At 41.8% G+C, this 23,260-nt stretch carries 14 protein-coding genes; 10 read left to right on the top strand and 4 right to left on the bottom strand.

Translation table 11 applies throughout. The features are described 5' to 3' along the window. Positions 1–2: 2 nt before the first annotated feature. Positions 3–4,601: an ATP-binding protein gene (locus JJQ94_RS01970; protein WP_236596474.1), complete on the bottom strand. Its 4,599-nt coding sequence runs from the start codon at positions 4,599–4,601 to the stop codon at positions 3–5. A 166-nt stretch (positions 4,602–4,767) separates the two neighbouring features. On the opposite strand from JJQ94_RS01970, the gene JJQ94_RS01965 reads away from it, so the two are divergent. The 3 genes from JJQ94_RS01965 (at position 4,768) to JJQ94_RS01955 (ending at position 9,550) form a co-directional block, all read left to right on the top strand. Continuing rightward, complete coding sequence (locus JJQ94_RS01965; protein WP_099030658.1) at positions 4,768–5,253, top strand: GAF domain-containing protein; 486 nt, start codon at positions 4,768–4,770, stop codon at positions 5,251–5,253. A 504-nt stretch (positions 5,254–5,757) separates the two neighbouring features. Beyond that, a complete protein-coding gene (locus tag JJQ94_RS01960) occupies positions 5,758–6,648 on the top strand; it encodes a cation diffusion facilitator family transporter (RefSeq protein ID WP_010375246.1) in 891 nt (296 codons plus the stop codon). 118 nt (positions 6,649–6,766) lie between these two features. After that, entirely contained in the window at positions 6,767–9,550 is a 2,784-nt protein-coding gene (locus JJQ94_RS01955) for a hybrid sensor histidine kinase/response regulator (protein ID WP_099030657.1), read from the top strand. A gap of 44 nt (positions 9,551–9,594) precedes the next feature. On the opposite strand, the gene JJQ94_RS01950 is transcribed toward JJQ94_RS01955, so the two are convergent. Then, complete coding sequence (locus JJQ94_RS01950) at positions 9,595–14,082, bottom strand: EAL domain-containing protein (protein WP_099030656.1); 4,488 nt, start codon at positions 14,080–14,082, stop codon at positions 9,595–9,597. Positions 14,083–14,563: 481 nt separating this feature from the next. Between JJQ94_RS01950 and JJQ94_RS01945 the strand changes: the two genes are divergently transcribed. Then, a complete protein-coding gene (locus tag JJQ94_RS01945; RefSeq protein WP_099030655.1) occupies positions 14,564–14,758 on the top strand; it encodes a (2Fe-2S)-binding protein in 195 nt (64 codons plus the stop codon). A gap of 32 nt (positions 14,759–14,790) precedes the next feature. Here JJQ94_RS01945 and bfr (JJQ94_RS01940) read toward each other — a convergent pair whose 3' ends face one another. Both bfr (JJQ94_RS01940) and bfr (JJQ94_RS01935) read right to left on the bottom strand, forming a co-directional pair. Continuing rightward, positions 14,791–15,255, bottom strand: a complete 465-nt coding sequence (bfr, locus tag JJQ94_RS01940; RefSeq protein WP_010375235.1) for a bacterioferritin — start codon at positions 15,253–15,255, stop codon at positions 14,791–14,793. A gap of 14 nt (positions 15,256–15,269) precedes the next feature. Further along, positions 15,270–15,737, bottom strand: a complete 468-nt coding sequence (gene bfr, locus JJQ94_RS01935) for a bacterioferritin (protein WP_010607507.1) — start codon at positions 15,735–15,737, stop codon at positions 15,270–15,272. Positions 15,738–16,021: 284 nt separating this feature from the next. Between bfr (JJQ94_RS01935) and JJQ94_RS01930 the strand changes: the two genes are divergently transcribed. The 6 genes from JJQ94_RS01930 (at position 16,022) to JJQ94_RS01905 (ending at position 23,174) form a co-directional block, all read left to right on the top strand. Continuing rightward, a complete protein-coding gene (locus JJQ94_RS01930) occupies positions 16,022–16,348 on the top strand; it encodes a DUF2946 family protein (protein WP_099030654.1) in 327 nt (108 codons plus the stop codon). A gap of 383 nt (positions 16,349–16,731) precedes the next feature. Beyond that, positions 16,732–17,841 carry an efflux RND transporter periplasmic adaptor subunit gene (locus JJQ94_RS01925; RefSeq protein WP_099030653.1) on the top strand — a complete coding sequence of 370 codons (1,110 nt, stop codon included), beginning with the start codon at positions 16,732–16,734 and terminating at the stop codon, positions 17,839–17,841. A gap of 13 nt (positions 17,842–17,854) precedes the next feature. Beyond that, on the top strand, positions 17,855–20,983 hold the full coding sequence (locus JJQ94_RS01920; RefSeq protein WP_099030652.1) for an efflux RND transporter permease subunit: 3,129 nt from the start codon (positions 17,855–17,857) through the stop codon (positions 20,981–20,983). 57 nt (positions 20,984–21,040) lie between these two features. Further along, a complete protein-coding gene (locus JJQ94_RS01915; RefSeq protein WP_099030651.1) occupies positions 21,041–21,922 on the top strand; it encodes a cation diffusion facilitator family transporter in 882 nt (293 codons plus the stop codon). Between the two features lie 107 nt (positions 21,923–22,029). After that, entirely contained in the window at positions 22,030–22,548 is a 519-nt protein-coding gene (locus JJQ94_RS01910) for a hypothetical protein (RefSeq protein WP_099030650.1), read from the top strand. Between the two features lie 14 nt (positions 22,549–22,562). Beyond that, positions 22,563–23,174: a superoxide dismutase gene (locus JJQ94_RS01905; RefSeq protein WP_099030649.1), complete on the top strand. Its 612-nt coding sequence runs from the start codon at positions 22,563–22,565 to the stop codon at positions 23,172–23,174. Positions 23,175–23,260 lie beyond the last annotated feature (86 nt).

The raw sequence follows: 23,260 nt of genomic DNA, 5'->3' as shown, positions 1-23,260 counted from the left end.
TGTTACGTTAGATCTTCCACGTTAAGTATAGAAGCGATTTCAGCTTGTGCGTTATCAAAAAGCATCAAACATTGATTCAATAAATTTTCAATTTTTATCTGCTTACCTTCACTTGCTGTATGCTCAAGTTCTGCCATTTTTTCAGAGAGTTGTGTTGCGCCGACTGCTTTTGCCGAGGTTTTCCCTTGATGTGCAATATTCTTGACACTTTCAGGATGTTCTAGGTCTACCCCTTGTAAAAGTTTTTTCGTGTCGTCAACAAAGCTTCTTAAGAAAATACTCTGTAACTCTTTATCTGTACCTACATATTCACTGAGTATCACCAAGTCGATATGTCTGGCTGGCGCGTCTAGTTCCTCCATCAGTGAGGTAGCATTCTCCGCTTCTTGGCTGTTTGTTGGAATGTTGCTCGAAAACCATTTTTTTAGCTTTTTGTTTAATTTTTGCAAGACAATGGGCTTTGCAATGTAATCGTCCATCCCGGCGTTAAAGCAAATATCTTTCTCACCGTCTAACGCATTAGCTGTTGCTGCAATGATAGGAATGTGCTCTAGATTGCGTTCACGTTCATGCTCGCGACGCTGTTTTGTGAATTCATAGCCATCCATCACTGGCATATGGCAATCCGAAATAATAAGCGAAAAGTGATACTGTTCGAGTAGCTGTAAGGCAACTTTACCATTGTCGGCGATAATGCATTGATAGCCTAGCAGTGCCAGCTGTCTTTTGAATAAATCCTGATTATAAACATTGTCCTCAACGACTAAGATAAGCTTGTTAAGTGCTTGGGCATCACTAATTGTAGGCAGTGTCTTAGATTTACTATCGCTGTCGTCATTTGTTGATTCACTGTCGATTAGCCCTTCTAAGGTGGCGATGTGTGAAACGACTTTATAAGCGTAATAAGGATATAGCGCGAGGTTTGAGACGTTGATATTATTTGCATGCGGAAGCTTATCCTGATTATTGTCTAGCAAAATATACTTGCACTCGCTTTCCGCGATGAAAACTTCTTTTCCTTCTGTAGTGAGTTGTTGGAAGGCTTCAGCAGTGATAACGAGATAATCAAATTGTTGACTATCAATTAGCTGCGCATTAAAAAGTTCTCGAGGGAATATTTCACATTGGGCTTCATAGATGCGTAGTTGATTTTGCAGATCTTTTTCAAATTTGTCCTCGTCGCCCACCACTGCAATTTTTAGTCTGTCTAAGGTTAAGCTAATATCGCTGGTTTGTTTTGGCACTTCACAGTATGGCAGAGTAACAATAAAGTTGCTGCCGAAATCCTCGAGGCTTCTACAGTCAATTTCCCCCTCCATCATGGCTACAAGTTTGTGGGTAATGGAAAGGCCCAGTCCGGTACCGCCATATTGGCGTTGAATACTGCTATCTGCTTGAACAAATGGCTTAAAAAGGTTTTCTACTTGTTCTTCGGACATACCTTTACCATTGTCTTTCACGCTAATTTCCATATAACCATCATCGGGAGAGCGCCCAATAGTCACTTCTACAAAGCCGGAGGCAGTGGCGGTAGTTTTGGTGAATTTTAACGCGTTACCTATTAGGTTTAATAAAATTTGGCGCAGTCTAACTGGATCACCTAATTGCCAGTTCGGTAACTGTGGCGAAAGGTAAAAGGCAAGCTTGAGCTTTTTAGAGTCCGCTTGATATGCAAGGAGCTCCGCGAGTTCTTTAATAATTTCTTGCCAGCTAAATGGTGTCGATTCAAGTTGCATTTTTCCTGCTTCGATTTTTGAAAAGTCTAATATGTCGTTAATTATTCGAAGTAGTACCAATGCTGAGCTTTTTGCGACTTTGGTGAGGTGAGATTGCTCATGATCAAGGTTAGATTGGGCAAGAATATCCAGCATGCCTACCACGCCGTTCATCGGCGTTCTTATCTCGTGACTCATTGTTGCTAGGAAACGAGACTTTGCTTCACTTGCTTGCTCTGCTTTTATGCGAGCTTGCTCAAGCTCTGCAGAAAAGTTGATACTTTTAGTGATATCATTCTGATAGATGAGGGTGTATTTCCCTGAATCTGTGGTGATGTTTTTCACTAACACGTTGAACCAGTACAGGATATCTTCACTGACATACTGGCACGTCGTCAGTGCTTGATATTGTTCCTTGCCTTTTGCCTTTTCTAACATGGACAGTAATTCGCTGTTGTCTGTCATTGGAAGTTGGGTAATAAATGCTATAACGTCAGAACCGTTGTTGAGAGAGCTTCCCATGAATTGGTATTCGTTGTGATCAGTTCTTTTTATGTGTTCGTTAAACTGATTCAGCATGGCTATATGCTGGTCTTCATCAATTAGCAGAATAAATGCTGGAAATGAATCAATGGCTTCTTGAAGCAGCTTTTCTGTAGACTTTTGGACTTTGAGTAAATGCTGCGCTGACATTCTTTCCACATCGGCCTCATGCATTTTTTCTAAGGCCTCTTTTCTCGCGGCGACGAGCTCCTTCTGTATTCTCTTTTGGCGATTGCTCTCATTAACTTGACTCGTTACATCTTTTACGACCCCGACAACAAACTGCGAATTTTCACTTGAGTAGTATTTTAAATTGAGAATGACATTTAGATATCTAGTTGAAGACTCGTCTCTTATCGTTAATTGAAGTTCACTAGATTGATCGTGTGTTAAGGAACGTAAGTTTGATTGTAACTTCTTCCTATTGTCACTATCGAGTAACTTTATAATTGGTTTTAAATTATGGTACTCAAGTTCGGGAGTTAAGTTAAATAGCGTCCTAAAGCCTTCAGAGGTATGCGCTAGGTGTTGTCCAACAGCCACCTCAAAACTGCCGATGGCGGCAAGCTTCTCAGATGAGTTCAATAAAGTTTGGCGCTTTTGAATAGCGTCTTTTGCAGCTTGCTTGTCTAATTTTGCTTTTTGTTGGGCGCGATAGCTAATTGCTAAACCAAATAAGCAAAATGCAACTAATGACAACACCTGCCAGATAAACTTAATTTCTAAAGTGTAGAAGATATCTTGATTAAACGATTCACGTGAATAGGCATAAGTACCCACTTGAAGCTCCTGATCCCAGATTTTTGCACTTAGAAAGTCGGTTTGGTCACTATTATTAGTAAGCAGTAATTGGCTTAGTGGAGTATGTGAGCCGCTAATTTTAATCGTCTCGACTTCCTGCTTAGTGTAGTAACCCGATGCGTTTTTTAGACGAGTATCAAGGCTGAGTTCTAGGCTGCCGAGTAACACATCTAGTTGAGCTTCGTACCAATACAGTGTTTCCGTCAGCCCCTTATCGGACAGCCCAAGACCCGTCATAATTAATATACGGTGACCATCATTACCCTTTATAATTTGTGTAACTATCCCTCCACGGTGCAAGCTTTCTTGATGATAAGAATAAAATGACGTGATCTGGTTTTTATCTACATACTGAGTGTTATTAAGATTATTAACGGCTAGCGTTTGCAACTGAGATGGTTTAGCGAGATCGGCATTGCTGCTAATACTCGCATATCTAAGGCTTTCTATATGTGGCTTATACCATAGCGTTTTAAGGAGGTTTATACGCTCTAATGAGTGGTTGTTTAGCTGCCTAAGAGTTTGCACTTCCGAGAGATATAATAGCTGCTTTTGGCTTGCAAAATGTTCCACAAATAGCACGGCAAGTACTGACGAAAATATTACAATGAGCTGTGCAGTTTGTGTTCTAAGCGGTGCCGTTTTATATATTTTTAATTCGGTAAACGCTCTAATCAATAGGCAAATTAAAATGATATAAAGCAGTGCAATAGTTAAAGAGATAATGAGTGAGGTTTGAGCTCGCTCTTGTGACTTTTGCATAGATGCAGCAGCAGAGTCTTTCATATATTTAAGTAAATTCAGGCTGCCACTAGCGAGCAAGTTCAAATAGGCAGTACTGTTATCCCACCACACATAGTGTGGTAAGTTGGTTTCAGCTCCACGGCTAAAGCGGTTTAGGGCTGAGGTGACATAGTCATACTCTCTAGACGCCGTAGCGGCATTGTATAGCTGTACGGTATTTTGATTATCTTTGAGGCTGTCCATCAGTGTGACATGAGTGGCGTAGTATTGTAGCGCGCTTCTCATTGCACTTAATCTAGTGGCCTCTTCATCTGCCGTTAGGTATCGGCTGATCTTAGCTCTGAGTCTGCCCCCTAACTCAATTGCTCTGATAAGTGTGTGAATATTCTGGTACTGTGTTTTGTCCTCATTACCACCAAAATTATGGATGAAGGACTGCTCAGTTTGTATGGTTCGGACTGTATCGATTAAGTGATTTATCAAAATTGTGTAGCGAAGAAATAGTTGCTCGTGGTTGATATTTGCTTGTCTATTGAGCTTTCTCAGTGTTTGTACATCGTCTTTTATGGTCAATTGAAACTGATCGAAGTTATTAATGCTCGTGAGTTTTTCAGCAGTGAGTCTTATTATTTTTTCGTCTGTTTCCTGATAATATGCAAGTAGTCGCGCGTCGTGTTCTTCTTCGGACTTAAATCCCGTTGACATGCCGCGTTCACGTTGCAGACTAAAGATCACTTCAATCGCTTTATCTAGGGCGGAAAGGTTGTTGTAGTACAAAGTCAGACTCTGGTGAACCACACGATTTTTATTAAACTCGTTAATTTCGAGGTAAAAACCACTCAAGCAGACTAGGGAAAAAAGGGTTAGGGAGATTATGTTAAAATACTTGCTCACATTTGCCACCTGCGTTATCTCACAAAACAAACTATAGTAGAAATATAAACACTGTCTAATTAAGTAGATTATGAAAATCCCTGAGTTACCTAAAAACGAACCCGCTAGGTTACATGCGCTTAGGGAGCTTGCGATACTCGATACAAAACCAACACTTGAATTGGACCGAATTACTCAATTTACTGCCCATGTTTTTGATGCTCCAATTGCATTGGTGAGTCTTGTTGACAAGGACAGGCAATGGTTTAAATCCCGCTTTGGATTAGATGCTGAGCAAACGTCTCGTGACGTTTCATTTTGCGGCCATGCAATATTAGAAGACACGGTTTTTGTAGTTTCTGATACGCTCGAAGATCCCCGCTTTATGGATAACCCTTTGGTGTTAAATGCCCCTAATATTCGATTTTATGCTGGTGCGCCTATCATATTGTCCAGCGGTTTTCGCGTTGGGACCGTGTGTGTTATCGACATAGAGCCCCGAGAGTTGAGTGAAGCTGACTGTGAAATACTAAGGCAAATCGCAAACGACGTTGTGACTCAACTGGAGAAAGTCTGATTGTACTTTTCCGCAAGTAAAAGCGATAAGCGCTAAAATTTTCCATAAAGTCGGCCGTTACAGTCGCAAATTTAGTGCATTTAGCTCGTGGAAACGTTACAATTGAGACTGTATATCATTGCCATTTAGGGCAATGTTTAAACGATAACTAACCTGAGGTTTGGATAAGAAATGAGGTAACTCATTGTTTCTAAAGTAACATTAAATTACTTCTTTATCTAGCCAGAGAGTTTTCGTGATAACTAGGCGAATTTACGCACCAATAGCTTGCTATTGGAAGTGAATTCAACGCAGTTAGCGCTAAAACTGGCTGCTAGAAAGGCATTAATTATCCTAAGCTCAGGTTAACTACGTATATTTCTAAATTTATTTCTGTATTTTTGAATCACGGCTTTTTCCTACACGGTATAAAAGATAAGGTGAGGTGCATTTAGTCAAATGGCTCCATCTTATGTTGTGGTTGTACGTAGCATCTTATATTAAATTAGGTACACGACTCATTTCATGACAGATATCACTACGCATCAAGCTTCTCGTCGAAGACTACTGATTGCGCTTGCAATCACTTGCTCTTTTATGATCATTCAAGTTATTGGTGCTTATTACGCTAATTCTCTCGCAGTATTGGCTGATGCTGGACACTTGTTTGTTCACAATAGTTCTTTGTTTATCGCGTTGATAGCATCAAGTGTGGCAGTTTATCTTGCTAAAACATATAACGATGGTTACAAACGGGCTGAATATACTGGCGGGCTTATCAATGGAATCCTCTACCTTTCAATTGCGGTAATTATTTTACTCGAAGGGAGTGAGCGGTTGTCTCATCATGCGGGCGGTCATGACCTAGAGGTGAACAGCTATTTAATGTCTATGATTGCTGCAATTGGGTTTTTGTTTCACGGCGCTTCCGCTTGGGTGTTGTACAAAGGCCGTAAAGACAGTATTAACGTCTATGCTGTTTTCTTGCACTCATTTTTTGATTTACTGTCTACCATATCGACATTTATCGCAGGTGTGATCATACACCTTACAGGCTGGGAAGTGGTTGATATTCTCTCGAGCATGCTGATTTCCGTCTTTGTATTGTTTACAGGTATTAAGGTGATAATTGCTTGTCTTAAAGGGCTTGCTACACCTCCAGAAGTTTTGCCTACGGTTCAAGAAGTTGAGAGAACGATTGTGTCTACCGAGCATGTTGAAAGCGCCCATAATATTACAGTAAGCAAAATTGATGGCGCGGTTGTCGTTGGTGCACATGTAGTATTAAAGCATCACTGTACTATCGAATCTCATGATTCAGCGTGTCGTGTAGAAGTGGAAGAAGCGTTGAAAAAGTCCTTTAATGTACTAAGTAGTGTGCTACAAATAGAGAGCCATGACTGCCCTCATCATTAGGGTAAACAGACCCTAATGTGTGATATATTTTTTAGTTATTTGTTACACTACCTTGGCAGGTTTTAAAATATTTTTTATTGTTATACATAGGCAGTATTACAAACCGGTGGTGTAACATTTGAATCAAAAGCAAGCGCTCATCATAACTTTAGTCTTAGGTGTACTAGGCGGGCTGGCCAATCTGTTGCCAATTTGGTTTTTGGATAGTTCTGAGTTTCTTTTTGGCCAACTGTTTGTACTATTTATCCTGCTACTATGCGGATGGCGCTATGCCATTATTGCTGTGATTATTGGTGCCGGCTTTATTTGGTATCGATGGGGGCATGCTTGGCCCTCTATGGTTTTTTTCTTCGAAGTGTTATGGCTTCACTTTGTCTGCGTCCGTTTCGCCAAGCCATTTTTTGTTCGGGGTATCGTTTATTGGATTTTGCTAGGTTTACCTGCATTATTTATTTTTGGCTATTTCACCCTTGAACTTCCGTTACTCGTTATATTTACTGCACTGGCTAAGTACCTTATCAACGCATGTATTTGTCTTGCAGTGGTCGACCTGCTGAGCTTTTTCTTTACTCGCAGCAAGTGGCAAGGGATGCCGCTCAATCAAATTCTAAATTCTACCGTCAACCTTGTTATCGTTTTGGTTGTATTGATGACAACCGTCGTGCTGACAAACAATTACTATAAAAGAATTGAAGCTGAGATAAAAACACAGCTTGAAGAAGCCTCTGGTTCTATTGTCGCTCAAATTGATGACTACCTTGATGCTTACCGTCGCGCGATGGTGATATCCGCAACGGATGTATCCTTAGGGATTGATGCCGATTATGTTATCGAGCGTTTGCTGAAGACTCACGCAAATTTTAGAACCGCTATTGTCGCGGACAAACATGCTAATGTTACTCACCTTTACCCGCAGCATTTTGCTGAGACGATGAAGGGAACAAATGCCAATGTGTCAGATAGAGATTATTTTATTAAAGCACCTGAATACCCCGAAGGATTCGTTTCAGGTATATTTCAAGGCCGTGGTTTTGATGAAGCTCCTATCGTGGCAATTTCAGCGCCAATCTTTATCGCCGAAGAGTTTAAAGGGATTGTGGAAGGGTCTTTAATATTTGGCTCATTTGAACGCTTTATTCCAAAAATTCTTGCTGAAGACGCCAATTTGATTGTGCTGGATAAACACAAAAGGGTTGTCTATAGCTCGTTAAAGACCGAATTTAAAACCTTGGATATGCCAAGTGATGTGGTATTAAAAGCGTTATTTGACAAAGAATCCTCAACTTATGAAGACTCGACTGAGCAGATCTTATTTAAACAAACTGCGGTATCTAAAAAATATAAATGGTCAGTTATCACCATGCTCGACCGTAAATATCTTAACTTAGTTGCTGCTGAAGCTTGGTCAGATGCACTGGGACTTGCGCTTGCGATTATTGTATTGAGCTCTATTTTTGTCCGTCAGCTCACTCGGTTGTTGGTGCGTCCAATTGTGGCGTTAAGTCATGATATTCGGGCTTACGAGCCTTCAACCTTAATCGAAAATTCGGCTAATGCAGATAGTAGTTTTTTAGAAATAATTGAGTTGCAGCAGCAGTTCAATCAGTTGGCTTTTAAGCTAACACTGAGTTTTACAAAACAAAACCAAGCCAGCTTAGAAAACGAAAGGCTTAACCGCAAGCTTACCGACTTCAATCACGAGTTAGAGCAGCAAGTTGCTGAGAAAACGGAAGAACTTACTAAAGCTGTAGAAGCCGCTAACGCTGCCAATCATTCAAAGAGCCGATTCCTCGCAAACATGAGCCATGAAATTAGGACGCCGTTAAATGGAATCATTGGTATGGCGGATAACTTGATCAGAGAAGAGAGTCTTAGCAATGAGATGGCAGACCAAATAACAATTATACGGCAGTCGGCGAAGAACCTAATGCTCATCCTCAATGATATTTTGGATTATTCTAAAATCGAGGCTGGGGCATTGAAAATTGAACGTCGAGCCGTGAATTTACAAGAAATGCTTGATAGTCTGGTCAGCATTTTTAAAATTTCTAACGTTAGATATGGCGTTGAATTTAAGTACGAAAAGGGTGCTGAGCTACCCACATATCTTGAGTTAGATGAACTACGTGTATCGCAAGTGGTAAATAATTTGCTGAGTAATGCTGGGAAATTTACCAATAAAGGACACATAAAACTCTCAGTCCACTATGAGAGTGGGGTGTTAAAGTTTACCGTTGCTGACACTGGAATTGGCATTTCAAAAGCGCAGCAGGAAACGTTATTCCAAGAGTTTACTCAGGCAGATCTTTCAACCACAAGAAAATTTGGTGGTACCGGACTTGGCTTAGCCATTTCTAGAAAACTAGTAGAAGCGATGAATGGTGAGATAAGAATTCACAGCGAACTTGGGCTTGGCAGTCAATTCTATGTAGATATTCCAGCCTCAAAAGGGCTAAGGGTTAAGAGGGAGCAACAAGAAGTTGGGGCTCCTGATTTCAACGGCCTTGATATCCTATTGGTAGAAGATAATAAAATTAACCAAGTGGTTGTTGGTAAGTTACTAGAGAAAACGCACTGTCTGCTAGAGAAGGTGGACGACGGAGTCGAAGCCTTAGTCGCGATGAAGTCGAAGAACTATGCATTGGTTTTAATGGATTGCCAAATGCCGAATATGGATGGTTTTGCTTGTACCAAAGCAATCAGAAACGAGCCAAATATTTACGGCAATCCACATATTATCGCGATAACAGCTAATGCCTACGAAGAAGATAAACAAAAATGTATTCAGGCGGGCATGGATGATTTTATTGCAAAACCCATTGATATTAATGAGCTCTATCAAAAACTTAGCGAATGGCAGCGCTCAGAACTGCCCGATAGTGAAACGGTAGGTAAGGGCTAACTCTTATAGCCCAAAGTAACTAAATTAACGCACTAAGCCCGAGCTCAAGCTCGTGAGCGTTCGTGTTGCTCATAAAATGCGAGTAAATCGTCAATCGCCATGGGCTTTGCGAAGTGATAGCCTTGCATATATTCACAGCCTACGTCTCTTAGGTAATTAAGCTGAGATTCTGTCTCGACACCTTCTGCAATACACTTCATGTTTAAGCTTTGCGCCAGTAAATAAATGGTTCTAATGATAGATTTATTCGCGGGTTTTGCGCTCATATTACGTACAAACCCTTGATCAATTTTTATAATATCAAGAGGGAACTCATTCAGATACGTGAGTGAAGAAAAACCTGTGCCGAAGTCATCAAGTAGCAATACAAAGTCTGCCCGCTTCATTTCGTTGATAGTTGCCCGCGCCTTAACCATATCAGACATAAAGATTGACTCGGTGATTTCAAGTCTTAAACACCGATTAGTAAGACCATGCGCTTTTAAAATCTCAGTGAATTGGTGCGCAATGTCTGAGCGTAAAATATGAACTGCGCTTAAATTAAGAGATAGATAAAAGTCGGGTTCTTGTGTAAACAATGGACGCAATTCTATTAAGGCTCTGATAAGCGCTTGTTCAGTCAAGGTTTCAATCAAACCGCTTTCTTCTGCGATTGGAATAAAATCGCATGGAGGAATCAACATGTCATTATTGCGCCAGCGCATAAGTAGTTCGACGCCTGCAAGCTGACCTGTAGTGGTATTGATGATAGGCTGATAGTGATTGAAAAACTCACCGTCTTTAACCGCCGTTTTCATTGCGGTTTCTAACCGAAGCTTTTTACTGATCTCTTCATTCATTGACTCAGTAAAGAACTTGAATGCATTTCTTCCCGACTGCTTTGCATGGATCATGGCGATATCAGCGTTACGGATCAAGGATTCTGAGTCCGGAGCATCGAATGGATAAACCGCAACGCCAATACTGGCAGATACACTCATGGTGATCCCATCAATTTCGATACGTTCGGGTATGTGCTTCACTAAGCGGGTAACTACTTCGCTCACATATTCGATGCTAGGGAAGGACTTAATTAGTACGAGAAACTCATCGCCGCTCTGTCTTGCTAAAATACAGTTATTATTTATTTGCTCACGGATCCGTTTGGTTATCGCGACCAGTAATTTATCGCCGATATGGTGTCCGTAGGCATCATTGATTGGTTTAAATTTATCTAAATCTATAAAGAGTAGGGCGCAGCTTTGCTGTGTGTTGTTTGCGTTAAACAGTGCAAATTCAATATGCTGTAGCATCAAGCTGCGATTTGGTAGCTCCGTCAAAGCGTCGAAATTGGCGAGATATCTAAGTTCATTCTCGGCTTTTTTCTGCTCTGTCAGATCGGTAACAACGACCACGAAGTATTGGAGGTTCACATTGTCTTTGGAAACCGCGCTAATGCTAAGTTGAACCGGATGCACTTTATCCCAGCCGTCTGTAACTTGAACTTCCTGTCTTAGATATTGATTCGGTCCAAGAGATTTTAAATTTGCAATTAAACCGTGGAACTTCTTTTGCCCGATAGCATTAACAAAACGCTCAGTCGTTAAGTCGTTTAACGCTTCGTTTTCCTGCAGTTGAAACGCTCTACAGAAGCTACTATTGACTGAAATGGGTTGTAAATTAGGGTCTAAGATCAAAATCCAATCGTTCACTTGGCTGAAGGCCTCGCCCAGCATATTTGCGCGCATCTGGTTCGCTTTTTGCGTGGTTACATTGGTATAAATACCGTGTAGTTCAGTGGCTTTACCTTGTGAATCAAATTCTGCGACTTGACCAAAGTCGTGAAACCAATGCCAATTATTGTCAGCGCAGCGCAGTCGATAAGATAGGGAAAGCTGCTCTTTAGTTGGGTTAGAAATAAATTTCTTCCAAGCACGTTCGACGAGTTCTCTATCATCCGGGTGAATGGCGTTATAGTGCTCTTGCAGTGTCATCGTATCACTCTCAAAGCCAAGCGCTTCGGCCCGCTGTTGTGTGATCTGGCGTGCAGCGAGATCCGCCGACCAAACACCGCTTTTGGTTGATTTCAACGCCAGTTTTGTCTGTCTTCCTGCATGAGTAACGGCTCTAAGTGCCGTTTCAAGCTGACGTTGTTTTTGTTTGTGCTTAATAACGATGAGCAATATCAGCGCGAATGCACTTAGACTGTATAAGCTTAATGCAAAAGGCGAGCGCCAAGGAGAGTGGGCAACATTAAAGCGCAAGTTGAGAGCGTTGCTAAGGTCTTCACTATAAAGTGAACGCGGTGCAATGATTAACTGATAATCACCAGGGAGTAATTGATTTAGAAATACTTTATTTCGTTTTAAGCTTGAAAACGTAAGTGCACTTGGGCCATGCAAAGAAGCTTGGTATTGAATGTGATGATCGGCATTGAAGTCAAAGTCAGAAAACTGTAGCTCTATGCCCATGTCGTCAAACTTAAAATCAAGTGCTTGCAAAATTGCGTCAGGGGCTAAGTACGTTTGATCTCTGCTTAAGATATCCATTTGAGTGATCAGTAATGGGCGGCGCTTAACTGCACTATCTGAAAATTGTTCCGGATCGAAAGTGATAGAGCCGTTGACTGTACCGAACATCAGCTTGCCAGATTCAAGTGCTGCTGCAGCGCCGCCGTTAAACTCGAGCGTCGGCAGGCCTTGATTCGTACCGAAGGTTTCCAATACTTTATTTATTGGGTCAAATTTAAACATGCCGCGTTGACTGCTGGCCCAAATCATTCCATCTCTATCTAACAGGAGATTGTAGATAGCATTACTCATCAAACCTTGTTCAGTCGTTAGCTTGTATTCTTCGTCGTAAGTATTTTTATTGATCCCGACAAGACCTTCGGTTGAGGTTGCCAACCATAGCGTTCCAGCTCTATCTACTACCCAACTATTAACGGCTGAGACCAAGTGTTTATCCGACTTGTTGTAAATCGTTGTTAGGGTATCTGTTGACTCATTATATTTGACCAAACTGATGTCCGTACTTATCCAATATTCATCATCGGTCGCATCCAAAGGCGGCAGGACCAAAAAGCTTTGTGCCGCTGCCAGCTGTTTTGATAATCCCTCTAATGCACGTACAGTATTGGTGGCTGCATCATATTCGTAAAATCCATTGCTATTGATAAATGGAAACTTACTTTCTGAGTACTTAGCGATACCCCAACTATATGGCCCAAGTTTGTCACCACTTTCAAGCGTAATTGGGCTTAGCTGTTTGGTGTCGATGTTAAATAGCGCGGTCTCTTGAGTTGTTTGGATTAGAAAGGTATTTTCGTCGAAATGTGAAGAATTAAAAATAGAGAATACGGCATCTGCTCCGTACATTGCTTTTGAATCTCTATTTTGCAGGTAGCTAGATTTCAATTGGCGGGTGCTTAAATCAAACTCGTTAATGCCGTTATCTGTACCAAGGAGCACCGTGTTTTTGCTGGTAGGACGAATTGACCAGATATTGTTATTGGCAAACCTGTCTTGATTACTAATGAATGTGGTAAAACGTAGCGAGCTGGAAGGCCATAAATATGCGCCATCGTTATATGTACCCATCCATAGGTTGTTGTTTCTATCTGCGTAAAGCTTAGTGATACTGGGGTTGGTGAGGCGATACTGTCCCTCGGTTAAGGAAAGGACTTTGGAGCTGGTTTTTTTTCTTCTGTCAATAAGAAACAATCCATGCTCCGTAGCAATAAACTCGCCATAGGGAGTGATTTGGTGTCCCCAAATATTTTTCTCAGGAACAAGCTCATAGCTTTTTGAAGCAACCAGTGTTTGGTTACTGACTGGAATGACAAATAAGCCTTCTACAGTACCAACAAGCAGTCCCAACGATGGGTCGCGTTTGAGTAATTTAACATCATGACTGAGTTCTGATGTTGAATCAGTGTAACTTATTCGCTCTACATTACCGGTTGCAAGAGAATAAGTGAACAGGCCTTCTGTTGTACCAATAATCACAAAGTTACCGATAACGTTTATGGCGCGAATGTAACTACTTGGTTTGAAGTGAGTGAGTAATTCAGATTTTAACGTACTGCTGTCTAATGTGTAGAGGTCGCTTTCAATGGAGAAAATGATATTTTCTCGATGACCAATAGCTGTGGCGATGGGTTTTGGAACTGCGTTACTGTCTTGGCGTTTACCGTCGTAGATTTGTTGAATTGTATAGTCATCAACATTCAGTAAAAACGCGCCGCTGGCACCTGTAGAGATTAAAAGCTCATCATTCGAGATATTGAATAACCCAACTATTTCTTGTTCATCAAGACCCCTAGAAGCGGCAATATTAATGAGTTGATTGCCGTCATAACGGTTTAACCCTTGGAGAGTACCTATCCAAATGAAGCCATGTTTGTCTTGTGTTATGGCTGTGATTGCAGACTGGCTTAACCCTTCCTCCACAGAGAAACGAGAAGTATATTGGCCGAAGTTATGGGCGTGGCTAGGCGCGACTATGCAACACAAAGAAAATAATATAAAAAAACACAATAGCGCTTGCTTCATTAAAAGACCTTTCTCTATCCAATCTCATTTAGTCCTTTAACAACATGTTACCAAATCAAACTAAGCTGATCCGCGCTAATAAAACTGTTAGCGGTGACGCGCAGTCTAGCGGAAATACTAGATTGAAATCAACTTAAACCTTGGTTTTTATGCAATGTATTTAACAATTTATACATGTTTAAGGTTTGTGATTTGTAGCAAATAAAACAATCTACTTGGATGCAAGAGCACCTTCACTCTTATGTGTAAAGTAACGCTTATCAAGTTAATTTAAGCGTAGCAGTTTTATTGGATTTTTCTTAATTTTATAGAAATAAACGTCGGCTTGAGTACGACGTTTTACGAAGCGTGAATAACTAAGTCTTTGCAGCAGCTTACAAAGAAAAATAATTCGCATTTATAGCTGAGGTATGTGTTGATAATTGTTATCGTTTAGATTAGACTTGTTTGGAGTTAATGAGTTTGATATTGGTTTTCATTTATGTACGTATGCATTTGTCATGGTGTTACAGATAAAAAGATTGCAGAGACGATAGACAGTGGTGCTCGTTCGATGCGTGATCTTAGCCAGACATTATCTGTTGGTAAGCAGTGTGGAAAGTGCTGTAACTGTGCGAAGAAAATTTTAAATGAAAAGCTGATTGCAATTGTTGACGTCACTGATCAGGTTGCGTAACAATAAATTATCGCGCAACCTCAATTAAATACTTATAGTTGAGACTGTAAGTAGTTTTCTATTCCCATCACCTTAATTAGATGCTGCTGAGTTTCAAGCCAGTCAATTTGCTCTTCTTGCTCATTTTGAATTTTGTCTAGTGCTTCACGGCTAATGTAATCTTGCTTTTCTTCACACAACTTAATTGCTGCTTGCAGGTCGACCAATGATGCTTGCTCAAATGCCATATTGCAATCAATCATCTCAGCGCTATTTTCACCAATTTTTAAACGACCTAAATCTTGTAAATTAGGAAGGCCTTCTAAGAACAAAATTCGCTCGATAAGGCGGTCGGCGTTTTTCATTTTTTGTATTGAGACCTTATAATCCGCTTTATCTAACTGGCTAAAACCGAAGTCTTTAAACATACGTGCGTGCAAAAAGTATTGATTGATACCCACTAATTCATTGGCCAATACTTTATTAAGCGCTACGATTACTTCTCTATCACCTTTCATTTGTAGAGTCCTTATTAAAGCTGAGATTGGATATAATTCGGGGCACCGATAAGATCAATCAGACGAATTTGCTGCTCTAGCCAGTAAACATGATCTTCTTCCGTATCAAACAACAGCTTTTCAAGCGTTTCTCGAGACTGATAGTCTTGCTCTTCTTCACAGATTTTGATTGCTTCTTTAACACATTCGACGACTTCAAGCTCTAGTTTTAAGTCGTTTTCCATCATAGACTTAACATCTTGGCCGATGAGTAGATCACGACGTTTTGTCATGTTAGGTACCCCTTCCAAGAAAAGAATGCGTTTGATCAACCAATCCGCATGCGTCGTTTCTTCTTCACGTTCGTGCTCAAGGCGTTGGTATAGTTTGCTCAAACCCCAATCTTCGTACATACGTGAATGGATGAAATATTGATCGATAGCTGCAAGCTCATTGGCTAATAGCTTATTGAATGCGTCGATGACTTTTTGTTTACCTTGCATGCTGTTACCTCAAACTGTGAATATGCGGCTAGTCTAACGGATTTCTTTGATGTGTCAATGAAAAATCTTTATAAAACATAGTGTTATATATTGATTATAATTCGCATTTAAGTTGATGTTTTGGCCTAACAATGCAAATTATTGTTATTTCATTTTGAGTGTATTAGGTAGAGGTATTTAGTAACGTAAGCAAAAATAAGACTTAAAGCTTAGCGCTACTATTGACAGGACAGGTGCAGGTGGTAAATTGAAAACGATCTTTTGTTTTAAAGAGAAATGTAGATTTGAATAAGCTAATCCTGATTTTTGTGATGCTTCTACTCGCGGTGCAATCTGTGAGTGTATTCGCGTCTGAATCTAGCTTCCATCAAATCGAAGTGCCTCACCTCCAACATACTCACGATCATGCTGAAGATGCGCAAGCAGACCCCAGCGGACATCATACAAAAGATTGCCACCACTGTGGCCATTGCAGTGGGACGCATTTGAATTTAGTGATTTTAAAATCTTTTATCCCCTTTGAAATGCGACCAAATAGCGAAATTTATCCTCAATCTGATACCAAAGTGCGCGCTTTTGTAGAGCAAGCACATCGTCCACCGATCGCTTAAGTAGCGGTTATCATTGAAGGCGTGACCTCAATTTAACTTAACTAACCTGAGTTTAGGTTAATGAGTAAATTGATAAACCCAACTTAGCGCAAATTCGTGCTTGTGAGTAAGCAACTAGGCCCGTTTTCTATGCTTATGTGTTTTGCTTTCAGTGATACTGCCTACTCCGTTTATACCAATTGTATTAAGTAAATGAGCTACTTTAACACGGATTGGTATTACTCCTTCTCAGTTATTGACGTTGATTACAGATAAATCACGTCTGCTTGAGAAGCGCATTCTTGTCCGCGAATTGGCACTGTAAAAGCAATGCTTGGTGCAATTCGCTACACAAGCTAACGGTTTTGAACGTCAACTTACGTTCTTGAGTAAAAGAGTATCGAATGACAAACTTTAAAATTTTCTCCATTTATTTCGCGGTGAACGCGCTTTTTAGCTCGCTGGCATATGCCGGCGACGGTCATGAAGAACATGAAGAGGAAGAAAATGCCATCGTACTAACGCAACAGCAGATGCGTTTTGCCGGAATTCAGACCAAAGAAGTCAAGCTGGAAAGCCATGAGCGCTTTTATTTTGCTCCTGGGGAAGTAAAAGCCAATGGTTATACCAGCTATTTAGTATCGCCAAGAGCCGATTCAATCGTGTTAAAGCGACACACTACGCTTGGCTCTATGGTTAATGTTAATGATCCACTTATCACCTTATTCTCAGAGGCAATGGCGCAGGCCCAAGCGCAGTATTTGGTCGCTTCAACAGAGTGGGATAGAGTTAAACGCTTAAGCAAAGAAACCATCAGTGAGCGTGAGCGCGTTCAAGCAAGTGCCGATTTTAGTTCGGCTTATTCAAAGTTGTTGGCACTTGGGGTCACAGAAAAAGAGATTAAAGAAATAGCCACTAAGCCCGCCAGTGAACTTGGCCAATATACGCTCGTTGCTGAGCGCGAGGGGGTGGTAACTCAAGATGCCTTTACGCAGGGCCAGCATGTAGCATCCGGCACAACTTTAATGGCAATCACTGATGAAAGCGAGCTATGGGTGGAAGCCCGTTTACAACCCAACTCTCAACTTTCGTTAGCGGTTAACTCTAAAGCATTGATTGGCATAGAAGATCAGCAATACACTGCTCGTGTTATCCAAGAAGCGCATACTATCGATCCCATTACTCGAACCAGACAGATCCGCCTATTGGTTGAAAATAGTGACGACAAGCTACATGCAGGGATGTTTGTAAACGTCAACTTTATCATACCGTCAAAGGAGTCAATCATTGCGTTACCTGCAGATGCGTTAAGTCGTGGCCCTGACGGTGATTGGGTGGTGTACATTGAAGAAGCGCCCGGTGAGTTCCATCCCAAAGAAGTGACTTTAGGTGAAGACTTTGGCGCTCAGGTTGAAGTTATCGGTTTGGCTGTGGGTGAACGCGTGGCCGTAACTGGGGCTTTCTTTATTGCGTCAGAGCAAGCCAAAGCTGGCTTCGATCCGCATAACCATTAAAGGGGGCCTTACCATGTTTAATCGAATTATCGATTGGTCTGTAAACAATCGGCTTCTAATTATTCTTTTTTTACTCGTTATCACAGCAACTGCTAGCGTGACGATCCCAAAGCTCAACTTAGATGCGTTTCCCGATGTAACGAATGTGCAGGTTGCGGTGAATACTGAAGCGCCTGGACTGGCAGCGGAAGAGGTTGAGCAGTTAATCACCTATCCAATTGAGGCTGTGATGTATGCCTTGCCTGATGTGCAGCAAGTGCGTTCAATTTCTAAAACAGGTCTATCTGGCGTTACGGTGGTATTTAAGGAAGGCACGGATATCTATTTTGCCAGACAGTTGGTATTTGAGCGCCTCCAAGCTGCAAAGGAGTTGATCCCAAGCGGTGTGGGTACGCCAGAAATGGGGCCAAATACATCAGGGCTTGGTCAAGTATTTCAATATATGCTGATGAGCGATCCGAACTCTGAATATGATGCAATGGCCTTACGTAGTCTCAATGACTGGGTGGTTAAGCTGTTAATTATGCCAATTGACGGAGTAACTGATGTATTGGCTTTTGGCGGCGATGTGCGTCAGTATCAAGTCAATATCGACCCAAATAAGCTATTGGCTTATGCACTCACTCAGCAAGATGTGGTGAGTGCCATCGAGCGTAATAACCAAAATGTCGGCGGCTGGTATTTAGAGCGCGGTCAAGAGCAGTTGGTGATCCGCGGAACTGGCTGGTTTCAAAGTGGGGAGAAGGGGATCGAGGAGATTGCCAACGTGCCCGTCAAAACCATTGATGGCACGGTCGTGACAGTGGCTCAGGTTGCCACTGTATCGATTGGTGGAGAAATCCGTCAAGGCGCTGTCACGATGTCTAGAAAAAGCGCCTCTGGTGAAGTGGAACAGCTCGGTGAAGTCGTAACAGGTATAGTGCTCAAGCGAATGGGAGCAAACACCAAAGCAACCATTGATAGCATTAACAACCGCGTGGAACTTATTAATAAAGCACTACCTGAAGGGGTAAGGTTTGAGCCTTTTTACGATCAGTCTGACTTGATTAGCAAAGCAGTACAAACTGTCGTTGAAGCCTTGGCACTGGCATTTATTTTTATCGTTGTGGTGCTCGCGCTGTTTTTAATGAACCTGAGAGCAACTTTTCTGGTGCTCATCTCAATTCCTATTTCAATTGCCATTGCACTTGTGGTTATGGCGTGGCTTGGCGTCTCGGCCAACTTAATGTCGCTAGGCGGTATCGCAGTCGCGATAGGGATGTTAGTTGACGGCTCAGTGGTGATGGTAGAGAACATCTTTAAACACCTAACAAGGCAAAAGGAAAGTGATGACTTTTCTGTAGGACTCATTGTTGAGCTCGCAGGAAAGGAAGTGTCAAGGCCAATCTTTTTTGCTGCCAGTATTATCTTAGTGGTGTTCACCCCGTTATTTAGTTTTGAAGGAGTTGAAGCTAAATTATTTCAGCCTATGGCAATCAGTATTATTTTGGCTGTTATTGCGGCGATATTTGTAGCGCTTATCATTGTCCCTGCGCTTGCGACCTACTTATTTAAACATGGTGTTAAAGCGCGAGAGAGTATTATTCTCGTTGCGCTAGAAAAAGGCTACCGCTGGACGTTAAATCGAGTGTTGCATAGGCAAAAGTTATTGATGGCAATCGTCATATTATTGATGGCGACGGCCGGTTTTACGTTCACTAAAATTGGCACCGAATTTGTCCCGGAGCTTGAAGAAGGCACCATCAACCTAAGGGTAACGCTAGCACCTTCCGCAAGTCTTGAAACCGCGCTTAATGTTGCGCCTGAGATGGAAAAAATGCTGCTCACTTTTCCTGAGGTAAACTACGCGCTAAGCAGAATTGGTAGAGCTGAGATAGGTGGCGATCCTGAACCGGTAAATAACATTGAAATCTATATTGGCCTTGCGCCAGTAGCACAGTGGCAAAGCGCAAATAATCGCTACGAATTACAAGCTTTGATGGAACAAAAACTATCGGCTTACCCCGGCTTACTGTTTAATTTTTCACAACCTATTGCGACGCGTGTTGATGAATTACTCTCAGGTGTTAAAGCGCAGTTGGCGATTAAGTTGTTTGGCCCAGACTTAGCTGTGCTTGCAAAAAAAGGAAAGGAAATTGAAGCGGCCGTGGCGCAAGTTGAAGGGACAGAGGGCGTACAACTTGAGCAAATAGCAGGTGAGTCACAGCTGATCATTACTCCAAAACGTCAAGCGTTATCTCGCTACGGTTTAGCTGTCGGGGACGTTATGGCATTAGTGCAAGATGGAATTGGTGGCAGTAAAGCGGGGCAGGTCATCAACGGTAACGAACGCTATGATATTTATGTCCGCTTGGCACCTCAATACCGTCAAAGCAAACAGACCATTGAAGAAATACGCTTACAATCGAGTTCAGGGGCGTGGATCCGGTTGGCTGATGTTGCGAATGTTGAATATCAATCTGGTCCACCGCAAGTAAGACGAGATGACGTTCAACGTCGAGTGGTGATCCAAGCTAATGTGCAAGGTCGGGATATGGGCAGTGTAGTGAGTGATATTCGCGCGGCTATTGATAGTAAAGTTGACTTACCAACAGGTTATGGTGTTGAAATCGGTGGTCAATTTGAAAACCAGCAACGAGCACAAAAACGCTTGGCAATCGTGGTGCCGCTATCTTTGGCGCTAATAGCACTCTTGCTTTACTTTGCATTTGGCTCAATGGCTCAGGCTGCGCTTATTTTAGTGAATGTGCCGCTTGCGGTCATTGGTGGGGTATTTTCTTTATATATCTCAGGACAATATCTATCGGTCCCAAGCTCGGTTGGGTTTATCACCTTATTCGGTGTCGCGGTACTTAATGGTGTAGTGATGGTTGAGAGCATAAACCAGCGATTGGCTGCGGGAGAATCGCTTCATTCAGGTGTCTTTGAGGGAGCAATTTCAAGGCTTAGACCCGTACTAATGACTGCGATCACCTCAGCACTGGGACTTATTCCCATGCTGTTATCGACAGGAGTGGGCGCTGAAATTCAAAGGCCGCTTGCCAGTGTCATTGTTGGTGGATTATTAACGTCAACCTTGCTGACTTTGTTTGTATTGCCAGCACTTTATCCACTATTCTCAAAGCAAATTAAAAATTCGTAATGCCCGTGGGGGCCGTTGAGAGTGGCCCCTTCTTCGGATCAATAAATAGGATTGAGTATGTCTCACGCACATCATCATCATGGAAACAAGCTCGGTTGGGCCGTATTTGTTAATATTCTACTGAGTGTCGCGCAGGTCGTTGGTGGCATTCTCTCTGGCAGTCTCTCTTTGGTTGCTGATGCGCTACATAATTTAAGTGACGCCGGTGCGCTTATTATCGCGTTAGTCGCGCAAAAAGTTGCAAGAAAGCCTGCCTCACTTGAACTCACTTATGGCTATCAACGTGCTGAAATAATTGGGGCGTTAATTAATAGCGCGACACTCATTGTTGTTGGGGGTTATCTGCTATTCGAGGCGATTTCTCGATTTTTAAATCCAGAGCCAATTGATGGCTGGATAGTGGTGTGGCTCGCGGCCTTAGCGTTAGTTATCGATGTTATCACAGCACTTATTACTTATTCTGCAGGTGCAAAAACCAGCCTAAATATTCGTGCGGCATTTATTCACAATGTTTCTGATGCTGCGGCTTCCGTTGCGGTGATCGTGGCTGGAACATTAATCATTTTATATCAATGGTACGTGGTGGATCTTATCGCCACTGTGTTGATCTCCGCGTACGTGATTTACCATGGCGTTGAACTGAGTAAAAGTAGTATTAGAATTCTCATGCAGGCAACACCAGATAATATGAATATTCAAGAGGTTAAGGAATATCTTGAGACTCAAGAGAATGTTAAGACAGTAAGCCATATTCATGTTTGGCAGCTCAATGAGCATGAATATATTTTAGAGGCGCAAGTTGTAATTACGTCCTTGAGCAACCAAAGCACGCTAGCGCGGTTAAAAGAGGGTTTACAGTTGCGGTTTGGATTGTCGCATACCACACTTGAATTAACCGAGGACTCTTTGGTAACACATCAGTGTGTAGAAATTAAATAAATACAAATGAAAATGGTTTGCATTAATGTTTATGTGATCGTATAGTGCCCCAATAGCTCATACTGGTTTGCTTGCACAAGTAAGCTAGTTCGGTAAAAGGGTAGAATATGAAAAATCGCATGGACCTTAGTGCAAATCGCTTAGCCAGCGGAGCTTGCGCGTTATCTTCAGTGCTGTCACCTTGGCAAGCTAAAATACTCTCAGGTAATCAAGCATATCAAGCGCAAATTTTTCTGCGTGCCCGTGACGAATATCAGGTTGCATTGACACTTGCGACAGGTATTTTAGATGGGTTTTTATTATGCCAAAAAGACAGTGTCGTGATGAGTGCCATAGAGCACAGTTTGCCAGCTGTCGTGGTATCCGCGCATAATCTAGCTGACACTTTTATTGCGCTTGACCAACCAAATAGAGCGTGCCAGCAACTTATCTCAATCCATCTGAAGATACATGCAACCTACCTTGAATATAACAACGAACTTGCGCCTATCGTCTTGCATCATTTGCATAAAACTCGGCATGAGCTGATCCATTTTGCAAAACGCTATCCTCATTTACCTGAGCTTATTCATCAAATTAACGAAGCGATGCTGGTAACGCACCTGCATTCTCGCGTTTTACATTAACATTTGGAGGTCGAATGGCTTATACCTTACCTGAGTTACCGTACGCATATGATGCACTGGAACCACATATCGACGCGAAAACGATGGAGATCCATCATACTTTGCATCATCAGACATATATAAATAAAGCAAACGCAGCATTAGAGGGGACGGAGTTCGAGGGTAAAGACACCGAAACGTTGCTGAGAAACATTAAAACGTTACCTGAAACCTTACAAAAAGCAGTGCAAGAACATGTCGGCGGGCACAATAACCATAGTTTGTTCTGGCAAATTATGACTCCAAATTATGCGCCTTTATGTGATGGGCCGTTAAAACAAGCGATAGAAAGTGAGCTCGGCGGTTTTGATAGCTTTAAAACTGAATTTACAAACGCTGCTGTCAGTCGATTTGGCAGTGGCTGGGCATGGTTAGTTGTAGATGAAAATGGCAAATTAGCGGTGACGAGTAGTCTCAACCAAGACAGCCCTTACATGGAGGAGCATACCCCAATATTAGGTTTAGATGTGTGGGAGCACGCCTATTACCTCAAGTATCAAAATCGTCGACCAGAATACATCGCCGCTTTTTACAACGTCATCAATTGGTCTGAAGTTGAGCGAAGATATAATCAAGCAATAAGTTAGTACTTTTTCCTCAGTTATTTAACCTGAGGTTTGGGTAAGTAATGAGCTAACATATAGTTTTAAAATTTATCTTGAATGATTTTCTG

The sequence above is a fragment of the Pseudoalteromonas sp. GCY genome (assembly GCF_016695175.1).
Lineage (GTDB): Bacteria > Pseudomonadota > Gammaproteobacteria > Enterobacterales > Alteromonadaceae > Pseudoalteromonas.
Note: the sequence above shows the minus strand (reverse complement) of the source record. Positions and strands in the feature narration are given on the sequence as shown.

Excerpts from the sequence above, each read along its gene's own strand:
- JJQ94_RS01965 (WP_099030658.1), top strand. The coding sequence starts at position 4,768 with ATGAAAATCCCTGAGTTACCTAAAAACGAACCCGCTAGGTTACATGCG.
- JJQ94_RS01960 (WP_010375246.1), top strand. The coding sequence starts at position 5,758 with ATGACAGATATCACTACGCATCAAGCTTCTCGTCGAAGACTACTGATT.
- JJQ94_RS01950 (WP_099030656.1), bottom strand. The coding sequence starts at position 14,082 with ATGAAGCAAGCGCTATTGTGTTTTTTTATATTATTTTCTTTGTGTTGC.
- JJQ94_RS01945 (WP_099030655.1), top strand. The coding sequence starts at position 14,564 with ATGTACGTATGCATTTGTCATGGTGTTACAGATAAAAAGATTGCAGAG.
- bfr (WP_010375235.1), bottom strand. The coding sequence starts at position 15,255 with ATGAAAGGTGATAGAGAAGTAATCGTAGCGCTTAATAAAGTATTGGCC.
- bfr (WP_010607507.1), bottom strand. The coding sequence starts at position 15,737 with ATGCAAGGTAAACAAAAAGTCATCGACGCATTCAATAAGCTATTAGCC.
- JJQ94_RS01925 (WP_099030653.1), top strand. The coding sequence starts at position 16,732 with ATGACAAACTTTAAAATTTTCTCCATTTATTTCGCGGTGAACGCGCTT.
- JJQ94_RS01920 (WP_099030652.1), top strand. The coding sequence starts at position 17,855 with ATGTTTAATCGAATTATCGATTGGTCTGTAAACAATCGGCTTCTAATT.
- JJQ94_RS01915 (WP_099030651.1), top strand. The coding sequence starts at position 21,041 with ATGTCTCACGCACATCATCATCATGGAAACAAGCTCGGTTGGGCCGTA.
- JJQ94_RS01910 (WP_099030650.1), top strand. The coding sequence starts at position 22,030 with ATGAAAAATCGCATGGACCTTAGTGCAAATCGCTTAGCCAGCGGAGCT.
- JJQ94_RS01905 (WP_099030649.1), top strand. The coding sequence starts at position 22,563 with ATGGCTTATACCTTACCTGAGTTACCGTACGCATATGATGCACTGGAA.